Annotated in this window: 21 protein-coding genes; 7 read left to right on the top strand and 14 right to left on the bottom strand. The window is 63.5% G+C overall.

Translation table 11 applies throughout. The features are described 5' to 3' along the window. Positions 1-156: 156 nt before the first annotated feature. The 3 genes from ACEPP2_RS08460 to ACEPP2_RS08470 all read left to right on the top strand — a co-directional run bounded on the left by ACEPP2_RS08460 (position 157) and on the right by ACEPP2_RS08470 (position 4,415). Positions 157-2,799, top strand: coding sequence for an FtsK/SpoIIIE family DNA translocase (locus tag ACEPP2_RS08460; protein WP_395516312.1), 2,643 nt, complete (start codon positions 157-159; stop codon positions 2,797-2,799). 69 nt (positions 2,800-2,868) lie between these two features. Further along, positions 2,869-3,522: an outer membrane lipoprotein carrier protein LolA gene (locus tag ACEPP2_RS08465; RefSeq protein WP_395516313.1), complete on the top strand. Its 654-nt coding sequence runs from the start codon at positions 2,869-2,871 to the stop codon at positions 3,520-3,522. A gap of 89 nt (positions 3,523-3,611) precedes the next feature. Then, positions 3,612-4,415: an exodeoxyribonuclease III gene (locus ACEPP2_RS08470; protein ID WP_395516314.1), complete on the top strand. Its 804-nt coding sequence runs from the start codon at positions 3,612-3,614 to the stop codon at positions 4,413-4,415. A gap of 3 nt (positions 4,416-4,418) precedes the next feature. On the opposite strand, the gene ACEPP2_RS08475 is transcribed toward ACEPP2_RS08470, so the two are convergent. Together ACEPP2_RS08475 and ACEPP2_RS08480 are read right to left on the bottom strand one after the other, a co-directional pair. Continuing rightward, positions 4,419-4,871, bottom strand: a complete 453-nt coding sequence (locus ACEPP2_RS08475; protein WP_395516315.1) for a cyclic nucleotide-binding domain-containing protein — start codon at positions 4,869-4,871, stop codon at positions 4,419-4,421. 5 nt (positions 4,872-4,876) lie between these two features. Then, positions 4,877-5,560: a response regulator transcription factor gene (locus ACEPP2_RS08480; RefSeq protein WP_077549283.1), complete on the bottom strand. Its 684-nt coding sequence runs from the start codon at positions 5,558-5,560 to the stop codon at positions 4,877-4,879. A 137-nt stretch (positions 5,561-5,697) separates the two neighbouring features. Between ACEPP2_RS08480 and ACEPP2_RS08485 the strand changes: the two genes are divergently transcribed. Further along, positions 5,698-6,246, top strand: a complete 549-nt coding sequence (locus ACEPP2_RS08485) for a L,D-transpeptidase family protein (RefSeq protein ID WP_395516316.1) — start codon at positions 5,698-5,700, stop codon at positions 6,244-6,246. A gap of 98 nt (positions 6,247-6,344) precedes the next feature. Here ACEPP2_RS08485 and ACEPP2_RS08490 read toward each other — a convergent pair whose 3' ends face one another. The 6 genes from ACEPP2_RS08490 to ACEPP2_RS08515 all read right to left on the bottom strand — a co-directional run bounded on the left by ACEPP2_RS08490 (position 6,345) and on the right by ACEPP2_RS08515 (position 11,148). After that, entirely contained in the window at positions 6,345-6,893 is a 549-nt protein-coding gene (locus ACEPP2_RS08490) for a SixA phosphatase family protein (protein WP_281977147.1), read from the bottom strand. 154 nt (positions 6,894-7,047) lie between these two features. Continuing rightward, a complete protein-coding gene (gene leuC / locus ACEPP2_RS08495; protein ID WP_052640478.1) occupies positions 7,048-8,454 on the bottom strand; it encodes a 3-isopropylmalate dehydratase large subunit in 1,407 nt (468 codons plus the stop codon). Between the two features lie 255 nt (positions 8,455-8,709). Next, a complete protein-coding gene (locus ACEPP2_RS08500; protein ID WP_395516317.1) occupies positions 8,710-9,180 on the bottom strand; it encodes a DoxX family protein in 471 nt (156 codons plus the stop codon). Continuing rightward, on the bottom strand, positions 9,177-9,947 hold the full coding sequence (locus tag ACEPP2_RS08505; RefSeq protein ID WP_395516318.1) for an HvfC/BufC family peptide modification chaperone: 771 nt from the start codon (positions 9,945-9,947) through the stop codon (positions 9,177-9,179). Before ACEPP2_RS08505 ends, ACEPP2_RS08500 begins: the two co-directional genes overlap by 4 nt. Positions 9,948-9,956: 9 nt before the next feature. Continuing rightward, positions 9,957-10,805, bottom strand: a complete 849-nt coding sequence (gene bufB / locus ACEPP2_RS08510; protein WP_395516319.1) for an MNIO family bufferin maturase — start codon at positions 10,803-10,805, stop codon at positions 9,957-9,959. Between the two features lie 61 nt (positions 10,806-10,866). Then, positions 10,867-11,148: a BufA1 family periplasmic bufferin-type metallophore gene (locus tag ACEPP2_RS08515; RefSeq protein ID WP_077549290.1), complete on the bottom strand. Its 282-nt coding sequence runs from the start codon at positions 11,146-11,148 to the stop codon at positions 10,867-10,869. 182 nt (positions 11,149-11,330) lie between these two features. Between ACEPP2_RS08515 and ACEPP2_RS08520 the strand changes: the two genes are divergently transcribed. Together ACEPP2_RS08520 and ACEPP2_RS08525 are read left to right on the top strand one after the other, a co-directional pair. Beyond that, a complete protein-coding gene (locus ACEPP2_RS08520) occupies positions 11,331-11,882 on the top strand; it encodes a sigma-70 family RNA polymerase sigma factor (RefSeq protein ID WP_395516320.1) in 552 nt (183 codons plus the stop codon). Position 11,883: 1 nt separating this feature from the next. Continuing rightward, positions 11,884-12,519, top strand: a complete 636-nt coding sequence (locus ACEPP2_RS08525) for an NrsF family protein (RefSeq protein ID WP_077549291.1) — start codon at positions 11,884-11,886, stop codon at positions 12,517-12,519. A gap of 79 nt (positions 12,520-12,598) precedes the next feature. Here ACEPP2_RS08525 and rplS read toward each other — a convergent pair whose 3' ends face one another. Then, on the bottom strand, positions 12,599-13,132 hold the full coding sequence (gene rplS, locus ACEPP2_RS08530; RefSeq protein WP_052640465.1) for a 50S ribosomal protein L19: 534 nt from the start codon (positions 13,130-13,132) through the stop codon (positions 12,599-12,601). Positions 13,133-13,424: 292 nt separating this feature from the next. Between rplS and ACEPP2_RS08535 the strand changes: the two genes are divergently transcribed. Next, a complete protein-coding gene (locus tag ACEPP2_RS08535) occupies positions 13,425-14,171 on the top strand; it encodes a sulfite exporter TauE/SafE family protein (protein WP_395516321.1) in 747 nt (248 codons plus the stop codon). On the opposite strand, the gene ACEPP2_RS08540 is transcribed toward ACEPP2_RS08535, so the two are convergent. From ACEPP2_RS08540 to ACEPP2_RS08560, 5 genes are all read right to left on the bottom strand, one after another. Continuing rightward, entirely contained in the window at positions 14,153-14,515 is a 363-nt protein-coding gene (locus ACEPP2_RS08540; protein ID WP_395516322.1) for a DUF4260 domain-containing protein, read from the bottom strand. The genes ACEPP2_RS08535 and ACEPP2_RS08540 overlap by 19 nt on opposite strands. Before the next feature lie 3 nt (positions 14,516-14,518). Beyond that, positions 14,519-15,208 carry a tRNA (guanosine(37)-N1)-methyltransferase TrmD gene (gene trmD / locus ACEPP2_RS08545; RefSeq protein ID WP_077549293.1) on the bottom strand — a complete coding sequence of 230 codons (690 nt, stop codon included), beginning with the start codon at positions 15,206-15,208 and terminating at the stop codon, positions 14,519-14,521. After that, positions 15,205-15,783: a ribosome maturation factor RimM gene (rimM, locus tag ACEPP2_RS08550; protein ID WP_395516323.1), complete on the bottom strand. Its 579-nt coding sequence runs from the start codon at positions 15,781-15,783 to the stop codon at positions 15,205-15,207. Before rimM ends, trmD begins: the two co-directional genes overlap by 4 nt. Positions 15,784-15,895: 112 nt before the next feature. Then, a complete protein-coding gene (gene rpsP / locus ACEPP2_RS08555) occupies positions 15,896-16,270 on the bottom strand; it encodes a 30S ribosomal protein S16 (RefSeq protein WP_052640459.1) in 375 nt (124 codons plus the stop codon). A gap of 51 nt (positions 16,271-16,321) precedes the next feature. Next, on the bottom strand, positions 16,322-16,636 hold the full coding sequence (locus ACEPP2_RS08560; RefSeq protein ID WP_077549295.1) for a chorismate mutase: 315 nt from the start codon (positions 16,634-16,636) through the stop codon (positions 16,322-16,324). Between the last annotated feature and the right edge of the window lie 2 nt (positions 16,637-16,638).

A 16,638-nucleotide genomic window follows, 5' to 3' on the forward strand; every position in this document is an offset into this window, starting at 1 on the left:
TCGGTCCGGGCCTTTTTGTTTCTGGCAGGCTGCCGGGTCTTACGATCGTGGTTAAAGACGCATTAACCACCGCCGGGCTACCTTGCGACCCAATGTGGCGGCGTGTGACCTCATGCGACCGCAATCTTCCACGAGTGTTGGCACGGCGGAATCGTAATGGGCAGAAGTACATCAGCGGCGATGGGAAGCGGGACGACCCGGGCAATGCTGCTGGCCTTCGTGATACGACAGGCGATGGCCCTGGCGGGCTTCGCGATCTTCCTCGGTCTTGCGCTGGCGATCGCGGCGCTTTCCACCTGGAACGTTGCCGATCCCAGCTTCTCCTATGCTACTGACAACGAGCCCACGAACCTCCTCGGCCATGGCGGTGCCGCCTTCGCCGACCTGATGATGCAGTTCCTCGGCTTGTCGAGCCTCGTCGCGCTCCTGCCGGTTCTGGCCTTTGCGCTTGCCCTGATTTCCGGCCGCGAGTTCAACCGCATTCCCGCAAGACTTGCGGCCTGGGGCGGCGGCACTCTTCTGGCGTCGGCCTCGCTCGGCTGCTTTCCGGCGCCGCTGACGTGGCCAATCCCGAACGGCATCGGCGGCGTGATCGGCGACATGATCCTCCGCTTCCCTGCCCTCTTTGTCGGCGCATATCCTACAGGCGTCCTGGCAACTGCTCTGGGTGTCGTCTTCGCCGTGCCAGCCGTCTGGTTGCTGCTGTTTGCGTCGGGCCTTGTGGGCGAAGCGTTCGAAGCGGACGACGAGATTTATGCTCCTGCCGTCCCATCAAGCCCGCGTGCGCGTGCGCAGGGGGACGATGACGATGAAGAGGACGAAGGCGGTTTTGTTGGCTTCCTGGCACTCGGTGCCCTTGCACATTACTGGTATATTGCCCAGGCGCGCTTCCGGCGTCTCTTTGGCATCAGGCATGCGAGCCCGAGTTTCGACCAGCCGTATGATTTCAACGAGGATGAGTTCGGGACGCTGAACGAGCCGGTTCGCGCGAAGGTCCAGGCGCCAGGCGTCGGTCGCATTGAGCCCTCTCTGGATGGCGCCGCCCGCCGGTCGATCGTGACACCGCCCATGGCTCATGACGACGATGATTTCGATGATGAGCCCCTCGTCCGGCCGGCCGGCATCCTTGCTGACGACGATGACGTGCCGTTCAGCGCGACGAGCCGGCCATCCGCTCCGGGCCCGCGCGTTCAGCCGCGGGTGGCCGCACCGCCGGCACCTCCGAAACCCAGTCCCCGCGTGGCTCGGGAAGCACAGGCGTCCTTCATCGACCCGGACGGTTTCCAGCTGCCTTCGGTGCACCTCCTTGCCGAACCTAAGGCGGTTGCACGGGATGCGACGCTCTCGGCCGATGCGCTCGAACAGAATGCCCGCATGCTCGAAGGCGTGCTGGAGGATTTCGGCGTCAAGGGCGAGATCATTCACGTCCGTCCCGGCCCGGTCGTCACGCTTTACGAACTGGAGCCGGCGCCGGGCATCAAGTCGTCCCGCGTCATCGGCCTCGCCGACGACATCGCCCGCTCGATGAGCGCGATCGCCGCGCGCGTCGCCGTCGTGCCGGGCCGCAACGCAATTGGTATCGAACTGCCGAACCGCACCCGCGAGACCGTCTACCTGCGGGAGATGATCGGGTCGAAGGATTTCGAATCCAGCAAGGCGAAGCTTGCCATGGCGCTCGGCAAGACGATTGGCGGCGAGCCGGTGGTGGCGGATCTTGCCAAGATGCCGCATCTGCTCGTCGCAGGTACCACCGGTTCCGGTAAGTCTGTCGCCATCAACACGATGATCCTGTCGCTGCTCTACCGCTATACGCCGGAGAAGTGCCGCCTGATCATGATCGACCCGAAGATGCTCGAACTTTCGGTCTACGACGGTATTCCGCATCTCCTGTCACCAGTCGTGACCGACCCGAAGAAGGCCGTGGTGGCGCTCAAATGGACCGTCCGGGAGATGGAAGAGCGCTACAAGAAGATGTCGAAGATCGGCGTGCGCAACATCGACGGCTTCAACAGCCGGGTGGAGCAGGCGTTGGCCAAGGGCGAGGTCCTTACCCGAACCGTGCAGACGGGCTTTGACCGCCAGACCGGCGAGGCCATGTATGAGACGGAGGAATTCGACCTCCAGCCTATGCCCTACATCGTCGTGATCATCGACGAGATGGCCGACTTGATGATGGTCGCCGGCAAGGATATCGAGGGTGCCGTACAGCGCCTGGCGCAGATGGCGCGTGCCGCCGGCATCCACGTCATCATGGCCACGCAGCGTCCGTCGGTGGACGTGATCACTGGTACCATCAAGGCGAACTTCCCCACCCGCATCTCCTTCCAGGTCACTTCGAAGATCGACAGCCGTACCATCCTCGGGGAGCAGGGGGCTGAGCAGCTTCTGGGCATGGGCGACATGCTCTACATGGCCGGTGGCGGACGCATCCAGCGCGTCCACGGCCCCTTCGTATCCGATACCGAGGTGGAGGAAATCGTCGCCTACCTGAAGACGCAAGGGGCGCCGCAATATCTCGAGGCCATCACGGCGGACGAGGACGAGGAAATGGACGGCATGGGTCCAGCCGGGACCGGCAACCTGTCGGAATCGGACGATCCTTACGACCAGGCGGTGGCGATCGTATTGCGTGACGGTAAGGCCTCGACCTCCTATATCCAGCGGCGCCTGGGCATCGGCTACAACCGCGCCGCCTCACTGATCGAGCGTATGGAGCAGGAGGGGCTGATCGGCCCGGCCAACCATGCGGGGAAACGCGAGATCCTCGTGCCCACCGAGGGCGACATTCTGGAACGCTGAGGCTCTGCGACGCGTTGTCATGAAGCCGCCGCGTTTTGATCCCAGAAAGCGGCGGAAGGAGAACACAGAATGAAGAAAAAGACCGTTCGCTCCAGTCAGTTCGGCTCCATCAGCCGTCGATCCTTTGCGGCCGGATTGCTCGGTATCGGGGTGTCCGCGATGCTTCCGTCAACCGGCGCGGCCCAGGGTGCCGCCGGATCGGCGGCCGCGCAACGGATTGCCGACCATTTTTCGTCGGTGAAGACGATGATGGGCGAGTTCGTCCAGTTCGGCCCGCGCGGCGAGCAGACGGGCGGCAAGTTCTTCATCGAGCGGCCGGGCAAGCTGCGCTTCAATTTCGAGGACCCGTCTCCCGTGCGCGTCATAGCCGACGGCAAGAATGTCGTCATCGGCAACATGAAGCTCAAGACCTGGGACCTGTACCCGCTCTCCAAGACGCCGCTGAGCCTCCTTCTCTCCGATCGGATCGACCTGTCGCACGAGATGGTGCGGGGTGTTCGCGAAGAACCCGATCTCACCACGATCGTGCTTGGCAACAAGACGGTCTTCGGCGACTCGACCATCACCATGATGTTCGATTCCAAGACCTTCGAGCTTCGACAGTGGACCATCACCGACGCGCAGAACAAGGATACGTCGGTGATGATCTACAACGTCAAGAACGGGGTCGGGTTCGACGACCGGGTCTTCCGCATCCCGTATGACGAGGTCCGCAAGCTCTAGCTGTTGGTGGAGCAGCAACGGCGGCCTTTTTCGCTTCACCGCTTCCGTGAAATCTCCTAAACCTCCGGCATCCCCGCCGAGGTTTAGGAATGACATTCTCCATCACCACCTGGAACATCAATTCGGTGCGGCTGCGCATGCCCATCGTCGAGCAGTTCATCGTGCGTCACCAGCCGGACATCCTGTGCCTGCAGGAGATCAAATGCCAGGAGCATGAGTTCCCGCTGCAGCCGTTGAAGGATCTCGGCTACCAGCACATCATCATCCACGGTCAGAAGGGTTATCATGGCGTCGCGATCGCCTCGCGGGTACCCCTCACCGAAGACCATAGGCAGAACTATTGCGGCGTCGGTGACGCCCGCCACATCTCGGCGATCTTCGAGCGCGGTTCGCGGCGCATCCGGCTGCATAACTTCTACGTGCCGGCCGGGGGCGACGAGCCTGACCGTGCCGTCAACCCGAAATTCGGCCACAAGCTGGATTTCGTCGAGGAGATGAAGTGCCTGAAGGCGGACCTCACCCCCGGCATCTCCTCGATCCTCGTGGGAGACCTCAACATCGCCCCGCTCGAGCACGACGTCTGGTCGCACAAGAAGATGCTGAAGATCATCAGCCATACGCCTGTCGAGACGGAAGGTCTGCTGGAGGTGATGAGAAAGGGGAACTGGCTGGACCTGATGCGCCAGCACGTGCCGGACACCGAGAAGCTCTACACGTGGTGGAGTTACCGCGCCAAGGACTGGGCAGCAGCCGATCGAGGCCGCCGTCTCGACCACATCTGGTCGTCACAGGATCTTGGCCCCTTCCTCGATCGGGTAGAGGTCCTGAAGGAGGCGCGCGGATGGAACCAACCATCCGACCATGTCCCGGTCACTGCCGTCTTCAGGTTCTGACGCCTAGCTGAAACGGCTCTGTAGCCCCGCGACGGCGCCGGCCATCGCAACGATATTGTCGCGGATTCGCGCTTCCACTATTCGGCCTACCTGCGGGTACTCCTCCAGCAGTCGGTGGAAGAGGGTGCGGGTGACGCGAAGCACTTCGGCGTCCTCAACCGCGATGGCCGTGAATTTCCGTTCCACCATCGTGACCAGCGCCAGCTCCGACAGAAGTGTCCCCGGTACCGCAACGTCCTGGAGGCGGGCGGTACCCCGATCGGACGCGTGGAGTTCAAAGGTGCCCTTGGCGACCACGAAAGCGCATTCCGCCGGTGACCCCTCGCGGAACAGTTCCTGCCCTGCTGCAATGGCACGACGTTCCGCCCCAAATGCCAGGAGCCGCAACTGGTCCTCGTCGAGTTCCCTGAATAGGGTGACCTGTGAAAGAAGGCGAATATCGTCGTTGAGCGCCATGGGTGCTACGGGACGATCTTGTAGCCACCGTTCTCCGTCACCAGGATTTCGGCGCTGGAGGGGTCGCGCTCGATCTTTTGGCGCAGGCGGTAGACATGGGTTTCGAGCGTATGGGTGGTCACCCCGGAATTGTATCCCCAGACTTCCTCCAACAGCACGTCGCGGGTCACGACCTTCTGGTCGGCGCGATAGAGGTAGCGGATGATCGCCGCTTCCTTTTCCGTCAGCCGAATCTTCTTCCCGTCTTCGGTAGTCAGGAGCTTCTGGCTTGGCTTGAAAATATAGGGGCCGACCGTGAAGGTTGCGTCCTCGCTCTGCTCGTACTGGCGCAGCTGTGCTCGGATCCGGGCGAGCAGGACCGCAAAGCGGAAGGGCTTTGTGATGTAGTCATTGGCGCCGGCCTCGAGACCGAGGATCGTGTCGGAATCCGTGTCGTGGCCGGTCAGCATGATGATCGGAGCCTTGAAGCCGTTCTTGCGCAGGAGCTTCACCGCCTCGCGTCCATCCATGTCCGGAAGACCGACATCCATGATCAGCAGGTCGACCTGGCTCGACTTGGCCACCTGCATCGCCCTGGTGGCATTCGGCTCCTGCAGGAGAGAAAACTCCTCGTAGAGCGCGAGCTGTTCGGACAGCGTCTCGCGCAGGTCGTCATCGTCATCCACCAGCAATATCGTGCGAACTGCCATATGCTCCTGCCTCTCGTTTTTCGCGTCCCAAAGGTCCTACGGCGGCCGAGGGTAAATAGATCAGGCACTTGATCTAAGTCGCATCGTGCTATGATTTCAAACCAAATCATCTTCAAAGCAAGAATTCGTGAGGAAGGATGGCGAATTTGTGCAGACAGGGGCGCTCCCCTCGAGGTGTCGTGACCGTCCGGGCTGCCCCCGGCAATCCCCGCCGGGGGTTTGTTTCCTTCTCTGGCGTCACTGTACCGGCCGCGCTCGGCCGTAGTGGCCGCACGGCCTTCAAGCGGGAAGGAGATGGCGCCACGCCGATCGCGAACATGCGGCTTCTCTACGGCTTCACCCGCGGCGACCGGATGAAGTCGCTGAAAACGGCCCTGCCGATCCGGAGGATCAGGAATGACATGCTCTGGTGTGATCAGCCGGACCATCCGAGCTACAACCGGCTGGTGCGCGCACCGTTCAGGCCAAGCCATGAGGAGATGATGCGGCAGGATGGCCTTTACGACATCTGCCTTGTCCTCGACTGGAACGTCACCTCGCGCCGCCGCCATCGCGGGTCGGCGATCTTCTTCCACCTGATCAGGCCAGGCTACCAGCCGACCGCCGGCTGCGTTGCCGTCAGCCTCAGAGACATGCTAAGGCTCCTTCCCCACCTGCGCCGCGGGACGATCATACGCGTCCTATAGGTCTACGTTGTCCCACCATCCCTCGCAGGACATGGTTTTTGGTGGCATTGCGACCGACCATATATCGGCGCGTCCCCGGGTCTGGGTGCCGATGAGACCTACCGCAAGGAACGTGGTGTCACGAAGCGGGTCAGAAGGCCGGAGCCCGGTCCGACCTGCCGCCAGTCCGCCACGGGGAAGTCGATGACCGCCAGCGCGGCCGTCGGATACTTCGCTGCCAACGCGTCGTGAGCTCGTGCATCCCCGTCGCCGATCAGCATCAGTGCCAGATCCTGAAGCCCGGGATTGTGACCGATCAACAGCAGCGTGGCAGCGGAATCGCCCAGGGCGCGGATCGTATCGAGAAGCCGGTCGGCCGGGGCTTCATAGATAGTCGGGTCGATGCGCTTCGCGACCTCGGCCGGCAGCCTGCGCTGCACAAGTTCCCAGGTCTCTCGTGTTCGCCTCGCATCGGAAACCAGTGCGAGATCCGGAATGAGGTGTTCCCGTGCCATGTAGTTGCCCATGGCAGGTGCGGCCTTCTCCCCGCGCTCCGCAAGGGGCCGCTCGTGATCGGCGACTGCGTCCGGCCAGGCAGACTTCGCATGCCGCAGGAGAAGCAGACGGCGCTGCCCCTGATGAGCGTCCTTGTCGGTTGTGTCGGCCACAGGTCACCTGCCCGTTGTCACGCTCTGCCAATATGGCGTCAAAGCGCCGACGGGGCCAGTCGTTCCCTCCCTTGGAGCAGGAGCGAAACGAAAAAATGCCGCCAACGGGGACGTCAACGGCATTTTTTCTGGAGACATGATCAGGCAGGAGGCCCTAGTTCCATTCGCGAATGTCGACGAAGTGCCCCGCTACCGCAGCAGCCGCCGCCATCGCCGGCGAAACGAGGTGCGTACGGCCCTTGTAGCCCTGGCGACCCTCGAAATTGCGGTTCGAGGTCGAGGCGCAGCGCTCTTCCGGCTTCAGCCGGTCGTCGTTCATCGCCAGGCACATGGAGCAGCCCGGCTCGCGCCATTCGAAGCCAGCTTCCTTGAAGATCTTGTCCAGGCCCTCAGCCTCGGCTTGCTCCTTCACGAGGCCGGAACCCGGGACAACCATCGCCGAGACGGTCGGCGCCACATGCCGGCCTTCGAGCACCTTTGCAGCGGCGCGCAGATCCTCGATGCGGCCATTGGTGCAGGAGCCGATGAAAACGCGATCGATAGCAATGTCGGTGATCTTCGTGCCCGGCTTCAGGCCCATATAGTCCAGTGCCCGCCACTTGGAGGCGCGCTTCGTCTCATCCTTGATGTCATCGGGATTGGGCACCACGCCCTGCACCGAGATGACGTCTTCCGGGGAAGAGCCCCAGGAGACGATGGGCGGCAGGTTGGCAGCGTCCAACACGACCACCTTGTCGAAGTGGGCACCTTCATCCGTGTGCAGCGTCTTCCAGTATTCCAGCGCCATGTCCCAGGCCGCACCCTTCGGCGCGCGGGGCTTGTCCTTGATGTAGGCGAAGGTCGTCTCGTCGGGCGCGATCAGGCCGGCGCGGGCGCCGCCTTCGATCGTCATGTTGCAGATCGTCATGCGGCCTTCCATCGATAGCGAGCGGATCGCCTCGCCTGCGAATTCGATGACGTGGCCGGTGCCGCCGGCGGTGCCGATCTCGCCGATGATGGCGAGGATGATGTCCTTGGCGGTCACGCCTTCGGGAAGCTTCCCGTCGACGCGCACCAGCATGTTCTTCGCCTTTTTCTGCACCAGCGTCTGGGTGGCGAGAACATGTTCCACCTCAGACGTGCCGATGCCATGCGCCAGCGCACCGAAGGCGCCATGCGTAGAGGTATGGCTGTCGCCGCAGACGATCGTCATGCCGGGCAGGGTGAAGCCCTGCTCCGGGCCGACGATGTGCACGATGCCCTGCCGCTTGTCCTTTTCCGAGTAGTACTCGACGCCGAAGTCGTGGGCGTTCTGCGCCAGTGCCTCGACCTGGATGCGGCTTTCCTCGTTCTTGATGCCGATGTGGCGGTCCGGCGTCGTCGGCACGTTGTGGTCCACAACGGCAAGCGTCTTCTCAGGAGCGCGAACCTTGCGGCCGGCCATGCGCAGGCCCTCGAAGGCCTGCGGGCTCGTTACCTCATGGACGAGGTGGCGGTCGATATAGAGGAGACAGGTACCGTTGTCGTCGCTGACGACGTGGTCGTCCCAGATCTTGTCATAGAGGGTACGGGGTGCGCTCATGGCTGCCATCCAATTTAGGGATTATCACGAAAAGGGAGTTCCGGCATGTGTCGCTGCCGGCGCGAGCATGGATCGGCTCAGCTAAGTCGGCTGTTCAGAGCGCCATGGACGCGCGCGAAAAACCGTGCCGGCAGGCGCTTGTGGTCCTGCAGCACGATGAACTGGTTCGCGAGGCATCCGAATTTCGATCCCATGGCCGCCTTATTAGCAGTTTTGAGAGGTCCATTCAATATCGATGCCGCGAGCCCGGCGTCGTCAGCGCCCGAGGCGAGAGGCGATCACATGGTCCAGCGATAGGCGCCCAGGACCACGTGCGGCAATCAGCAGCAGGCAGGCGGCCCAGGTCCCGTGGGTCGGCCAGGCGCCGGGATAGACGAAGATCTGGATCACCAGCGTCATGGCGAGAAGCCCAAGCGCCGCGAGGCGGCTGCCGAGACCGAGGACCAGCAGGACCGGCAGCAGATGCTCCGCCAGCGTCGCCATATGCGCTGCGATCGAGGGGTTGAGGAACGGCAGCGCGTATTCGTGTTCGAAAAGATAGATGGCATTTTCTGACACACGCCATCCCTTGAGCTTCGTCTGCCCCGATTGCCAGAAGACCCCGGCAATGGAGACCCTGGCGACCAGCGCGATCAGGTCATGGGGAATGCGCTCGAGCAGGCTTGCGCCCGCCCGCAGGCGGCGGGCTAGGCTCCTGTCTGCGGATGCGGCAACGGCACTGCTCATGGCTCTTCTCCCTGATCGCGGATGGCAGTGAAGACGCCGGAACGGAGTGCGCCGGCGATGTTGGCTGCAAGATCGAAGTCACGATTGGCTCCCGCCGCCTCCCCGGCCGCGGACTGCAGGTCTCGTCCGGCGGCGAGCGCGTCGAGGAAGGCGCCACCGCCTCGCGGCAATTGCAGCACTTCGACCGTCAAGTGCGGTCGAACCACAAGGGCGTCCTGGCCTGCCCAGTCGGTGACCGGCGCGACCGTCGCCTCGCCGGCATTCATCGCCCAGATGGTCACCACCGGATAGGCGGAACGGATGACGGAGACGGAGGGGTGAAGTGCAAACCGCAGCCCCGGCAGCCGTGCCGGCGGAACTTCCGAAAGGCGCGCGGGATCGAGCGGGGCAATGTCGGCGGCATGATAGGCGCGTCCCCCCGCGCTCTCCAGACGGATGACGTCCGGCAGGTAGGGCAGCGCCGCGGCCGGCGGAAAGTCTGCAGCGAATCCGGCCAGCTCATCACCATAGCGGAAGAGCAGGGGGGAGCGCGGCGGATGGAGGCGGATGAAGCTGTCCGCCATCGCCGCAAAGAAGGCTTCTCCGACGATCCTTTCGGTCACCGGAAATCGGCTTGCCAGCGCACGTCGCAGGCTGATCATCACGTTGTTGCGGTAGACATCGTACCGGACGCCGGGGTCGCTGGAATTCCAGGACGCAAGTCCGGCGGGAGGCGGCCTGTCGGGGTGCATCAGCGGGCGCGCGAACCGATCATGCATCGTCGACATCGCCTGCTCCTATGCCGCGAGCGCGGAACGGCGCAGGATTGCATCTGCGGCCTCGGCCTCCGCCCTCAGCACCGGCCAGTCTGGCACGTCATTGTCCCATTCGATCAGCGTCGCCACCGGCCCCGTGCGCTCGATCACCTCCGCATAGAGCGCCCAGACCGGGTCGCGCACCGGATTATCGTGAGAGTCGATCAGAAGGGGTGCGCCGAGATCATCCTCGGTGACCGAATGACCGCCCAGATGGATCTCGCGAACGTGCCTCACCGGAAAACGGGCGAGGTAGCTGCGAGGATCTGTGTTGTGGTTCGTGGACGCCACGAAGACGTTGTTGACGTCGAGCAGCAGCCCGCAGCCGGTCCGCGCCACGACTTGCCTGAGGAAATCCGTTTCCTCATAGGTGCTTTCCGTGAAGAAGAGGTAGGTCGCCGGGTTTTCCAGCAGCATCTGACGCGCCAGTGTCGTTTGCACCTCGTCGATATGCCGGCATACCTGCGCAAGCGTTTCCTCCGTGTAGGGCAGAGGCAGCAGGTCGTTCAGGAAGGTCGTGTCATGCGTCGACCAGGCGAGGTGCTCGGAAAAGCTCTCCGGCTGGTAGTGATCACAGAGGGTCTTCAGGCGCTGCAGGTGATCCCGGTCGAGCGGCTGCATGGAGCCGATCGACAACCCGACTCCATGCAACGATAGCGCGTAGTCTCCTCTCAGGCGCGAAAGCTGCGCATGCGGCACGCCGCCATCCCCCATGTAATTCTCGGCATGGATTTCGAAGAAGCCGACGGGTTGCCGCGACATGTCGATGCTGGCGAAGTGTTCCGGCTTGAAGCCGACGCCGGCGCGGGCCGGAAGCTGTGGAGGCTGCATGTCTCTCTCCCTGAAGAAACCGGCGTCGCACCTGCTGCGACGCCGCGGCTGCACTGCGATGTCAGGCTGGGGCTGGGCCGGGCTCAAGCTTGCCGTGACCGTTTGGCGTCATCATCGCCTCGCATGTGCCGGCGGGAACCAGCTTGAAGGCATTCTGCTGGTAATCGACCTTGGAGGTTCCGGCACAGGTGGTGCCGGGGCCTGCAGCGCAGTCGTTCTGGCCCTTCAGGGCGACGCCGTAGCATTTCTCCTTGCCTTCCTGGGCAAGGGCCGGCGATGCGATCGACGCCAGTGCCGAGGTGACGGATGCCGCGACGGCAAGCGAAATGGTTGAGTTCTTCATGTCAGGTCTCCCGTTCGAGCAGGCCTTGCTGGCTTGCATGAAGACCTACGGGCGAACTCGGCGGACCGTTACGACGCCCGAGCAAAACTTCTTGGCTGCTCCCTCGAACGATCGGAATCCCGCCCTCCAAATCTGCAGATATCCATGTAACATTCGGCTTTGTGGCGGCGTAGGGCTCATTGATGAGTGAAGTTGTGCGCGAAGAGCAATGGTCTGCATGGATGCGGGCGGCAGTCCGCGGTGATGCCCAGGCATATCACCGCTTCCTGACGTCCGTGACACCGCACCTGCGCGTCATGGCCCGCCGCCGTTGCGCCCAGTTCGGGGCGCCTGCCAGCGAAGCGGAGGATGTCGTGCAGGAGGTCCTGCTGTCGATACACCTGAAGCGCGCAACCTGGGACCCGTCGCGGCCGATCGCACCATGGATATCGACCATCATCCGCAACAAGCTGATCGACAGCCTGCGCCGCCGCGGTCGCCACGTGGACGTGCCGCTCGAGGACGTCGTCGCGGTGTTGCAGATCGACGAGCAGGTGGAAACACAGGAGCGGCTGGACGTGGACCGGATATTGAAGACGCTGAAGGAGCCCCAGCGGACTATCGTGCAGGCGATTTCGGTCGAGGGCAGCAGCGTCCGGGAAACTGCGGGCAGGGTCAATATGAGCGAGGGGGCGGTGCGGGTGGTACTGCACCGCGCGCTGAAGGCGCTAAGTCTCACCTATCGGAGCCAATGACGTGAAGACTGATGAACTGATCAACATGCTGTCCCAGGATTCCGATGTCCGGTTCCGCTTCGGTACCATCATGGTGAGCGCACTCGTTGCTGCGGTTCTGCTTGCCGGCCTGCTCTTCTTCGCCGCGATGGGCGCGCGGCCGGATTTCTACGAGGCGCTGGAGAGCGTGCGATTCCTCTTCAAGTTCGTGATCACCCTGGCACTGTTCCTGGCTGCCGCCAACCTGATGGCGCGGATGGCTCGTCCCGGGGTGCCGATCCTCTTCTCACGTGCCGTGGTTCTGGCGGTCCCCATGCTGCTCGCCTTTGCGGTGCTGGCGGAACTGGCGGCGGTTCGCCCGACCGACTGGGCGCTCAACATGATCGGCCACAACGCCTATGAGTGCCTGACGCTGATACCGCTTCTGTCGATCGGCCCTCTCGCAGCCTTCCTGCTCGCGCTTCGCCAGGGCGCTCCGGCAGATCCGGGCAAGGCCGGCGCGGTTGCCGGACTGGCTGCAGGCGGCATTGCAGCCGCATTTTACGCAGCGAATTGTACCGACGACAGCCCGCTCTTCGTGGCGCTCTGGTACACGCTTGCAATCGGTATCGTCACCCGTGCCGGCTATCTTGCCGGCCGGCGCTGGCTGGTCTGGTAGCAATCGAAGCCGGAAGGGCACCGATGGCAATAAGAAAGGCGGCCCGAGAGCCGCCTTTTCAATTCCAGTGGGAGGAAGCTTATTCTGCCGAACCTTCGGCAGCCTTTGCTTCTTCCGCTGCCTTCGCTTCGGCAGCCTCTGCTGCGGCCTTCTCGGCGGCAAGCGCCTGTGCGGCTGCTACCTTCTCGGCCTCGAGACGTGCCTTTTCCTCGGCAATGGCAGCGCGCTCTGCTTCGTTCAGCTTGCGTGCGCGGGTGCCGGTGTTCTCGACGATACGAGCCGACTTGCCGCGACGATCGCGCAGGTAGTAGAGCTTGGCGCGGCGGACCTTACCGCGGCGAATGACTTCGACGCCTTCGACGAGCGGCGAGTAAACCGGGAATACGCGCTCGACGCCTTCGCCGTAGGAGATCTTGCGGACGGTGAAGCTCTCGTTGATGCCGCCGCCGGAACGGGCGATGCAGACGCCTTCATAGGCCTGTACGCGGGTCCGGGTGCCTTCACGGACGCGCACGTTGACGCGGACCGTGTCGCCGGCTTCGAACTCGGGGAGCTTGCGCTGGGCTTCGATCTTGGCGGCCTGTTCGGCTTCCAGTTCCTGGATGATGTTCATTGTCAAACCTTTCCGTTCTTCTGAAACAGCCAGAGCGCTCGTCCATCGTCCTTCGGCCGGGCCTCCGGAGGGTGTCCCTTGCGGAACAAAAGCGGGTTCGCCATTCTTTCTTGCTGGTCGACGGGAGATCACGCGCATGCGCGGAGCCCATGTCCGGGTGCGCCAATACACCAAAGAATCCTGTTTGTCATCATGCGCGCCAGAGATTTTGCACCGTAACGCTTCCGCTGCCGCCTGGCTTGCCGTTGCATGCGCTCCCCGCTATGTGCTCTCGCCAGCCAAGGGGGACATCATGACAATCGCAACCATCCTGCTGCTGTTCACGTCGGCATTTCTAGCCGGCGCGGTGAATGCGATCGCCGGCGGCGGGACCTTCCTGACCTTCGGGGCGCTCACTCTCGTCGGCATGCCGCCGATCACAGCCAATGCGACGTCCTCCATCACCCAGTTCCCCGGCTATATCACCTCCACGTTCGCCTATCGCGACGAGATCGCCAGGAGCTGGCGCAGCGCGATCGCCCTCTCTGTGGTCTCGGTCATCGGCGCCCTTGGCGGGTCGCTGCTTCTCCTGTCGCTCGACAATCCCTCCTTCCGCCAGATCGTGCCCTGGCTGCTTGCGGCAGCGACGATCATCTTCGCAGCCGGACCCTGGCTCAAGCCCAAGGCGAGTGCAGGCAAGCCGGTCAATTCGAAGATCAGCGTCGTGGCCCAGTTCTTCACGTCCATCTATGGCGGCTTCTTCGGCGCCGGTATGGGCATCATGATGCTCGCCGTGCTCGGCATCACCTCCGGCGGCACCTATCACCACCTCAATGCGCTCAAGAACCTTCTGTCGATCCTGATCGCGGCAGTTGCCATCGTCATCTTCGTGTCGGGCGGCGTCGTCGCCTGGCCGCAGGCGCTGGTGATGATTCCGGGCGTTGCGCTCGGCGGCTATGCCGGCGTGTGGATGGCGCGGCGTGTGTCCCAGACGGTGATGCGCGTGATCGTCGTCGCCGTCGGCGTTACCCTCACCACTTATTATTTCGTGACGGGCTGACCGATCCGCCCCAGATGCGTGTCGTGGAAGCCGCTCATGTGCTTCAAGCCGTAGCCGAGCGCTCTGTCCAGGCCGATGTGGACGGCCCAGATCAGGGCGATCGCCACCGCAAGATCCCATGCGGTGAGGTAGGCGAGGATCAGGAGCAGTCCGACCCCGATGTAGCTGTGCAGCGCGTTGTAGCAGATGGCGCCTATTCGCGGACCCCACAGGTAGCCTGCCATCGCGACGTCCGGCACAAGGATGAGCATCAGGAAAAGCCACCATCCGGCGCCGAGATGCCAGTAGGCGCCCAGCGCCACGAGTGCTACGGTCGCGTTCTCAAGGCGCAGAAGCAGGCGCATCGGTCAATCCTGCCCTGACTGGAGAAGGTCCGGCCGCCGCTCCCTTGTGAGGCTCAGTGCCTGCTCGCGTCGCCACTTGTCGATCTCGGCATGATTGCCGGAGGTGAGCACTGGCGGGATCTCGCGGCCTTCGAAGACCTGTGGCCGGGTGTAGTGCGGATATTCCAGCAGCCCATCCTCGAAGCTCTCGTGGGTGCCGGACAAGGCATTGCCCATCACGCCGGGCAGGATGCGCACCACCGCGTCGAGCAGTGTCAGCGCCGCCGGTTCGCCGCCGGAGAGGATGTAGTCGCCGACCGAGACTTCCTCCAACTGGCGTGCCTCGATTACCCGCTGGTCGACCCCTTCGAAACGACCGCAAACGATGACCACGCCCTCGCCGGCCGCCAGTTCCCGCACGCGTTTCTGCGTCAGCGGTCTGCCGCGCGGGCTCATCAGCAGGCGTGGCCGGTCGTCATGACCGGAAACCTGATCGATGGCGTTCGCAAGGATATCCGGCTTCAACACCATGCCGGCGCCGCCGCCCGCGGGCGTGTCGTCCACAGTCCGGTGCCGGTCCTCGGCGAAGTCGCGGATCTGCACAGGCTTGATCGACCACTGGCCACGCTCCAGCGCCTTTCCGGCAAGCGAATGGCCGAGATGGCCGGGAAACATCTCCGGATAGAGGGTAAGGATCGTGGCGCGGAAGCTCATGGTGCGTCGCCGGGTTCGCCCCGACGCGGGCCCTTACCGGGGGGACGATCCTCCGGGTCCTCGATGAGACCGGCTGCACGAGGATCGATCAGGATCCGGCCGCCTTCGAGGTCGATCTCCAGCACCGCGGCTTCGGAGAACGGGATCAGCACCGGTCGACGGCCCGGGCCCTTGAGTTCGAGCAGGTCGCCGGCGCCGAAATCGAAGACGCCGGTCACTGTCCCGTAGCTCTTGCCGCCCTCATCGACGGCCTCCAGCCCTTCGAGATCGGCATAATAGAACTCGTCGTCGTCCAGCTCGTCGTCCGGCAGGTTCTCCCGCTCGATGAAGAGCTCGAGGCCATTCAGGGCTTCGGCCGCGTTGCGGTCGTTGATGCCGCGGAAACGGACAATCGCGACATTCTTCGCCTCGCGGATCTCGAGGATCTCGAAGATCCGGCCATCCTTGCTGTGCAGGTTCCCGTAGTCGCCGAGTGCCAGGGGGTCGGCCGTGTAGGCGCGCACCCGCACCTCGCCGCGCAGGCCCTGCGCCGCGCCGATTGTCGCCATGAGGATCGGGTTGTGGAGCTTCGTCATGCGCTTATTCCGGATGGTTCAGGCGCTTGTACCGGCAGCCGGGACAAATGGAAACAGAAAACGGGCGGCGCGTCTCCGCACCGCCCGTTCGTCCGCAAGATGCGGATCAGCCTTATTCGGCAGCAGCTTCGGCTGCGGCAGCCTTGGCGTCTTCTTCGCGCTGGGCGCGCTCGGCGGCACGCTCCTGGGCCTTCTTGCCGGGCTTTGCCTTCTCCGGGTTGTTGCGGGCGTCGCGCTGGGCAACGCCGGCCTCGGCGAGGAAGCGCAGGACGCGGTCGGTCGGCTGGGCGCCCTTGGCGATCCATTCCTGGATGCGCTCGAGGTTCAGCTCGACGCGCTTCTCGTTGTCCTTCGGCAGCATCGGGTTCCAGGAACCCAGCTTTTCAAGGAAGCGGCCGTCGCGGGGAGCGCGGGCGTCGGCAACGACGACGTGGTAGTAGGGACGCTTCTTGGAGCCGCCACGGGCGAGACGAATCTTCAGGGTCATTTTCTTACTCCTTGGTGTTTCTTGAGGCCGCCCTGCGGCGGGCTGTCTGGTTCAAGCGGGTTGTTTCGTGCCGCCGTGCTCGGCGGCGATGGCTTCATGATGCCGGATCACTTCCTTGATGACGAAGTTGAGAAACTTCTCGGCGAAATCCGGGTCCAGATGAGCGTCCTTCGCCAGGCGGCGGAGGCGTTCGATCTGGTATTCCTCGCGCGCCGGGTCTGCCGGCGGCAATTCGTACTGGGCCTTCAGGAGGCCGACTTCCTTGGTGCAGCGGAAGCGCTCGGCGAGCATGTGCACCAGTGCCGCATCGATATTGTCGATCGACTGGCGGTAGCTTGCGAGCTTCTGCTTGACGTCCTCGGCCATGA

The sequence above is a fragment of the Pseudorhizobium flavum genome (assembly GCF_044142885.1).
Lineage (GTDB): Bacteria > Pseudomonadota > Alphaproteobacteria > Rhizobiales > Rhizobiaceae > Neorhizobium > Neorhizobium flavum.

What these genes read in the sequence shown, in the direction of transcription:
- ACEPP2_RS08460 (WP_395516312.1), top strand. Translation starts at nt 157, where the DNA reads ATGGGCAGAAGTACATCAGCGGCGATGGGAAGCGGGACGACCCGGGCA.
- ACEPP2_RS08465 (WP_395516313.1), top strand. Translation starts at nt 2,869, where the DNA reads ATGAAGAAAAAGACCGTTCGCTCCAGTCAGTTCGGCTCCATCAGCCGT.
- ACEPP2_RS08470 (WP_395516314.1), top strand. Translation starts at nt 3,612, where the DNA reads ATGACATTCTCCATCACCACCTGGAACATCAATTCGGTGCGGCTGCGC.
- ACEPP2_RS08475 (WP_395516315.1), bottom strand. Translation starts at nt 4,871, where the DNA reads ATGGCGCTCAACGACGATATTCGCCTTCTTTCACAGGTCACCCTATTC.
- ACEPP2_RS08480 (WP_077549283.1), bottom strand. Translation starts at nt 5,560, where the DNA reads ATGGCAGTTCGCACGATATTGCTGGTGGATGACGATGACGACCTGCGC.
- ACEPP2_RS08485 (WP_395516316.1), top strand. Translation starts at nt 5,698, where the DNA reads ATGGCGAATTTGTGCAGACAGGGGCGCTCCCCTCGAGGTGTCGTGACC.
- leuC (WP_052640478.1), bottom strand. Translation starts at nt 8,454, where the DNA reads ATGAGCGCACCCCGTACCCTCTATGACAAGATCTGGGACGACCACGTC.
- ACEPP2_RS08500 (WP_395516317.1), bottom strand. Translation starts at nt 9,180, where the DNA reads ATGAGCAGTGCCGTTGCCGCATCCGCAGACAGGAGCCTAGCCCGCCGC.
- ACEPP2_RS08505 (WP_395516318.1), bottom strand. Translation starts at nt 9,947, where the DNA reads ATGTCGACGATGCATGATCGGTTCGCGCGCCCGCTGATGCACCCCGAC.
- bufB (WP_395516319.1), bottom strand. Translation starts at nt 10,805, where the DNA reads ATGCAGCCTCCACAGCTTCCGGCCCGCGCCGGCGTCGGCTTCAAGCCG.
- ACEPP2_RS08515 (WP_077549290.1), bottom strand. Translation starts at nt 11,148, where the DNA reads ATGAAGAACTCAACCATTTCGCTTGCCGTCGCGGCATCCGTCACCTCG.
- ACEPP2_RS08520 (WP_395516320.1), top strand. Translation starts at nt 11,331, where the DNA reads ATGAGTGAAGTTGTGCGCGAAGAGCAATGGTCTGCATGGATGCGGGCG.
- rplS (WP_052640465.1), bottom strand. Translation starts at nt 13,132, where the DNA reads ATGAACATCATCCAGGAACTGGAAGCCGAACAGGCCGCCAAGATCGAA.
- ACEPP2_RS08535 (WP_395516321.1), top strand. Translation starts at nt 13,425, where the DNA reads ATGACAATCGCAACCATCCTGCTGCTGTTCACGTCGGCATTTCTAGCC.
- ACEPP2_RS08540 (WP_395516322.1), bottom strand. Translation starts at nt 14,515, where the DNA reads ATGCGCCTGCTTCTGCGCCTTGAGAACGCGACCGTAGCACTCGTGGCG.
- trmD (WP_077549293.1), bottom strand. Translation starts at nt 15,208, where the DNA reads ATGAGCTTCCGCGCCACGATCCTTACCCTCTATCCGGAGATGTTTCCC.
- rimM (WP_395516323.1), bottom strand. Translation starts at nt 15,783, where the DNA reads ATGACGAAGCTCCACAACCCGATCCTCATGGCGACAATCGGCGCGGCG.
- rpsP (WP_052640459.1), bottom strand. Translation starts at nt 16,270, where the DNA reads ATGACCCTGAAGATTCGTCTCGCCCGTGGCGGCTCCAAGAAGCGTCCC.
- ACEPP2_RS08560 (WP_077549295.1), bottom strand. Translation starts at nt 16,636, where the DNA reads ATGGCCGAGGACGTCAAGCAGAAGCTCGCAAGCTACCGCCAGTCGATC.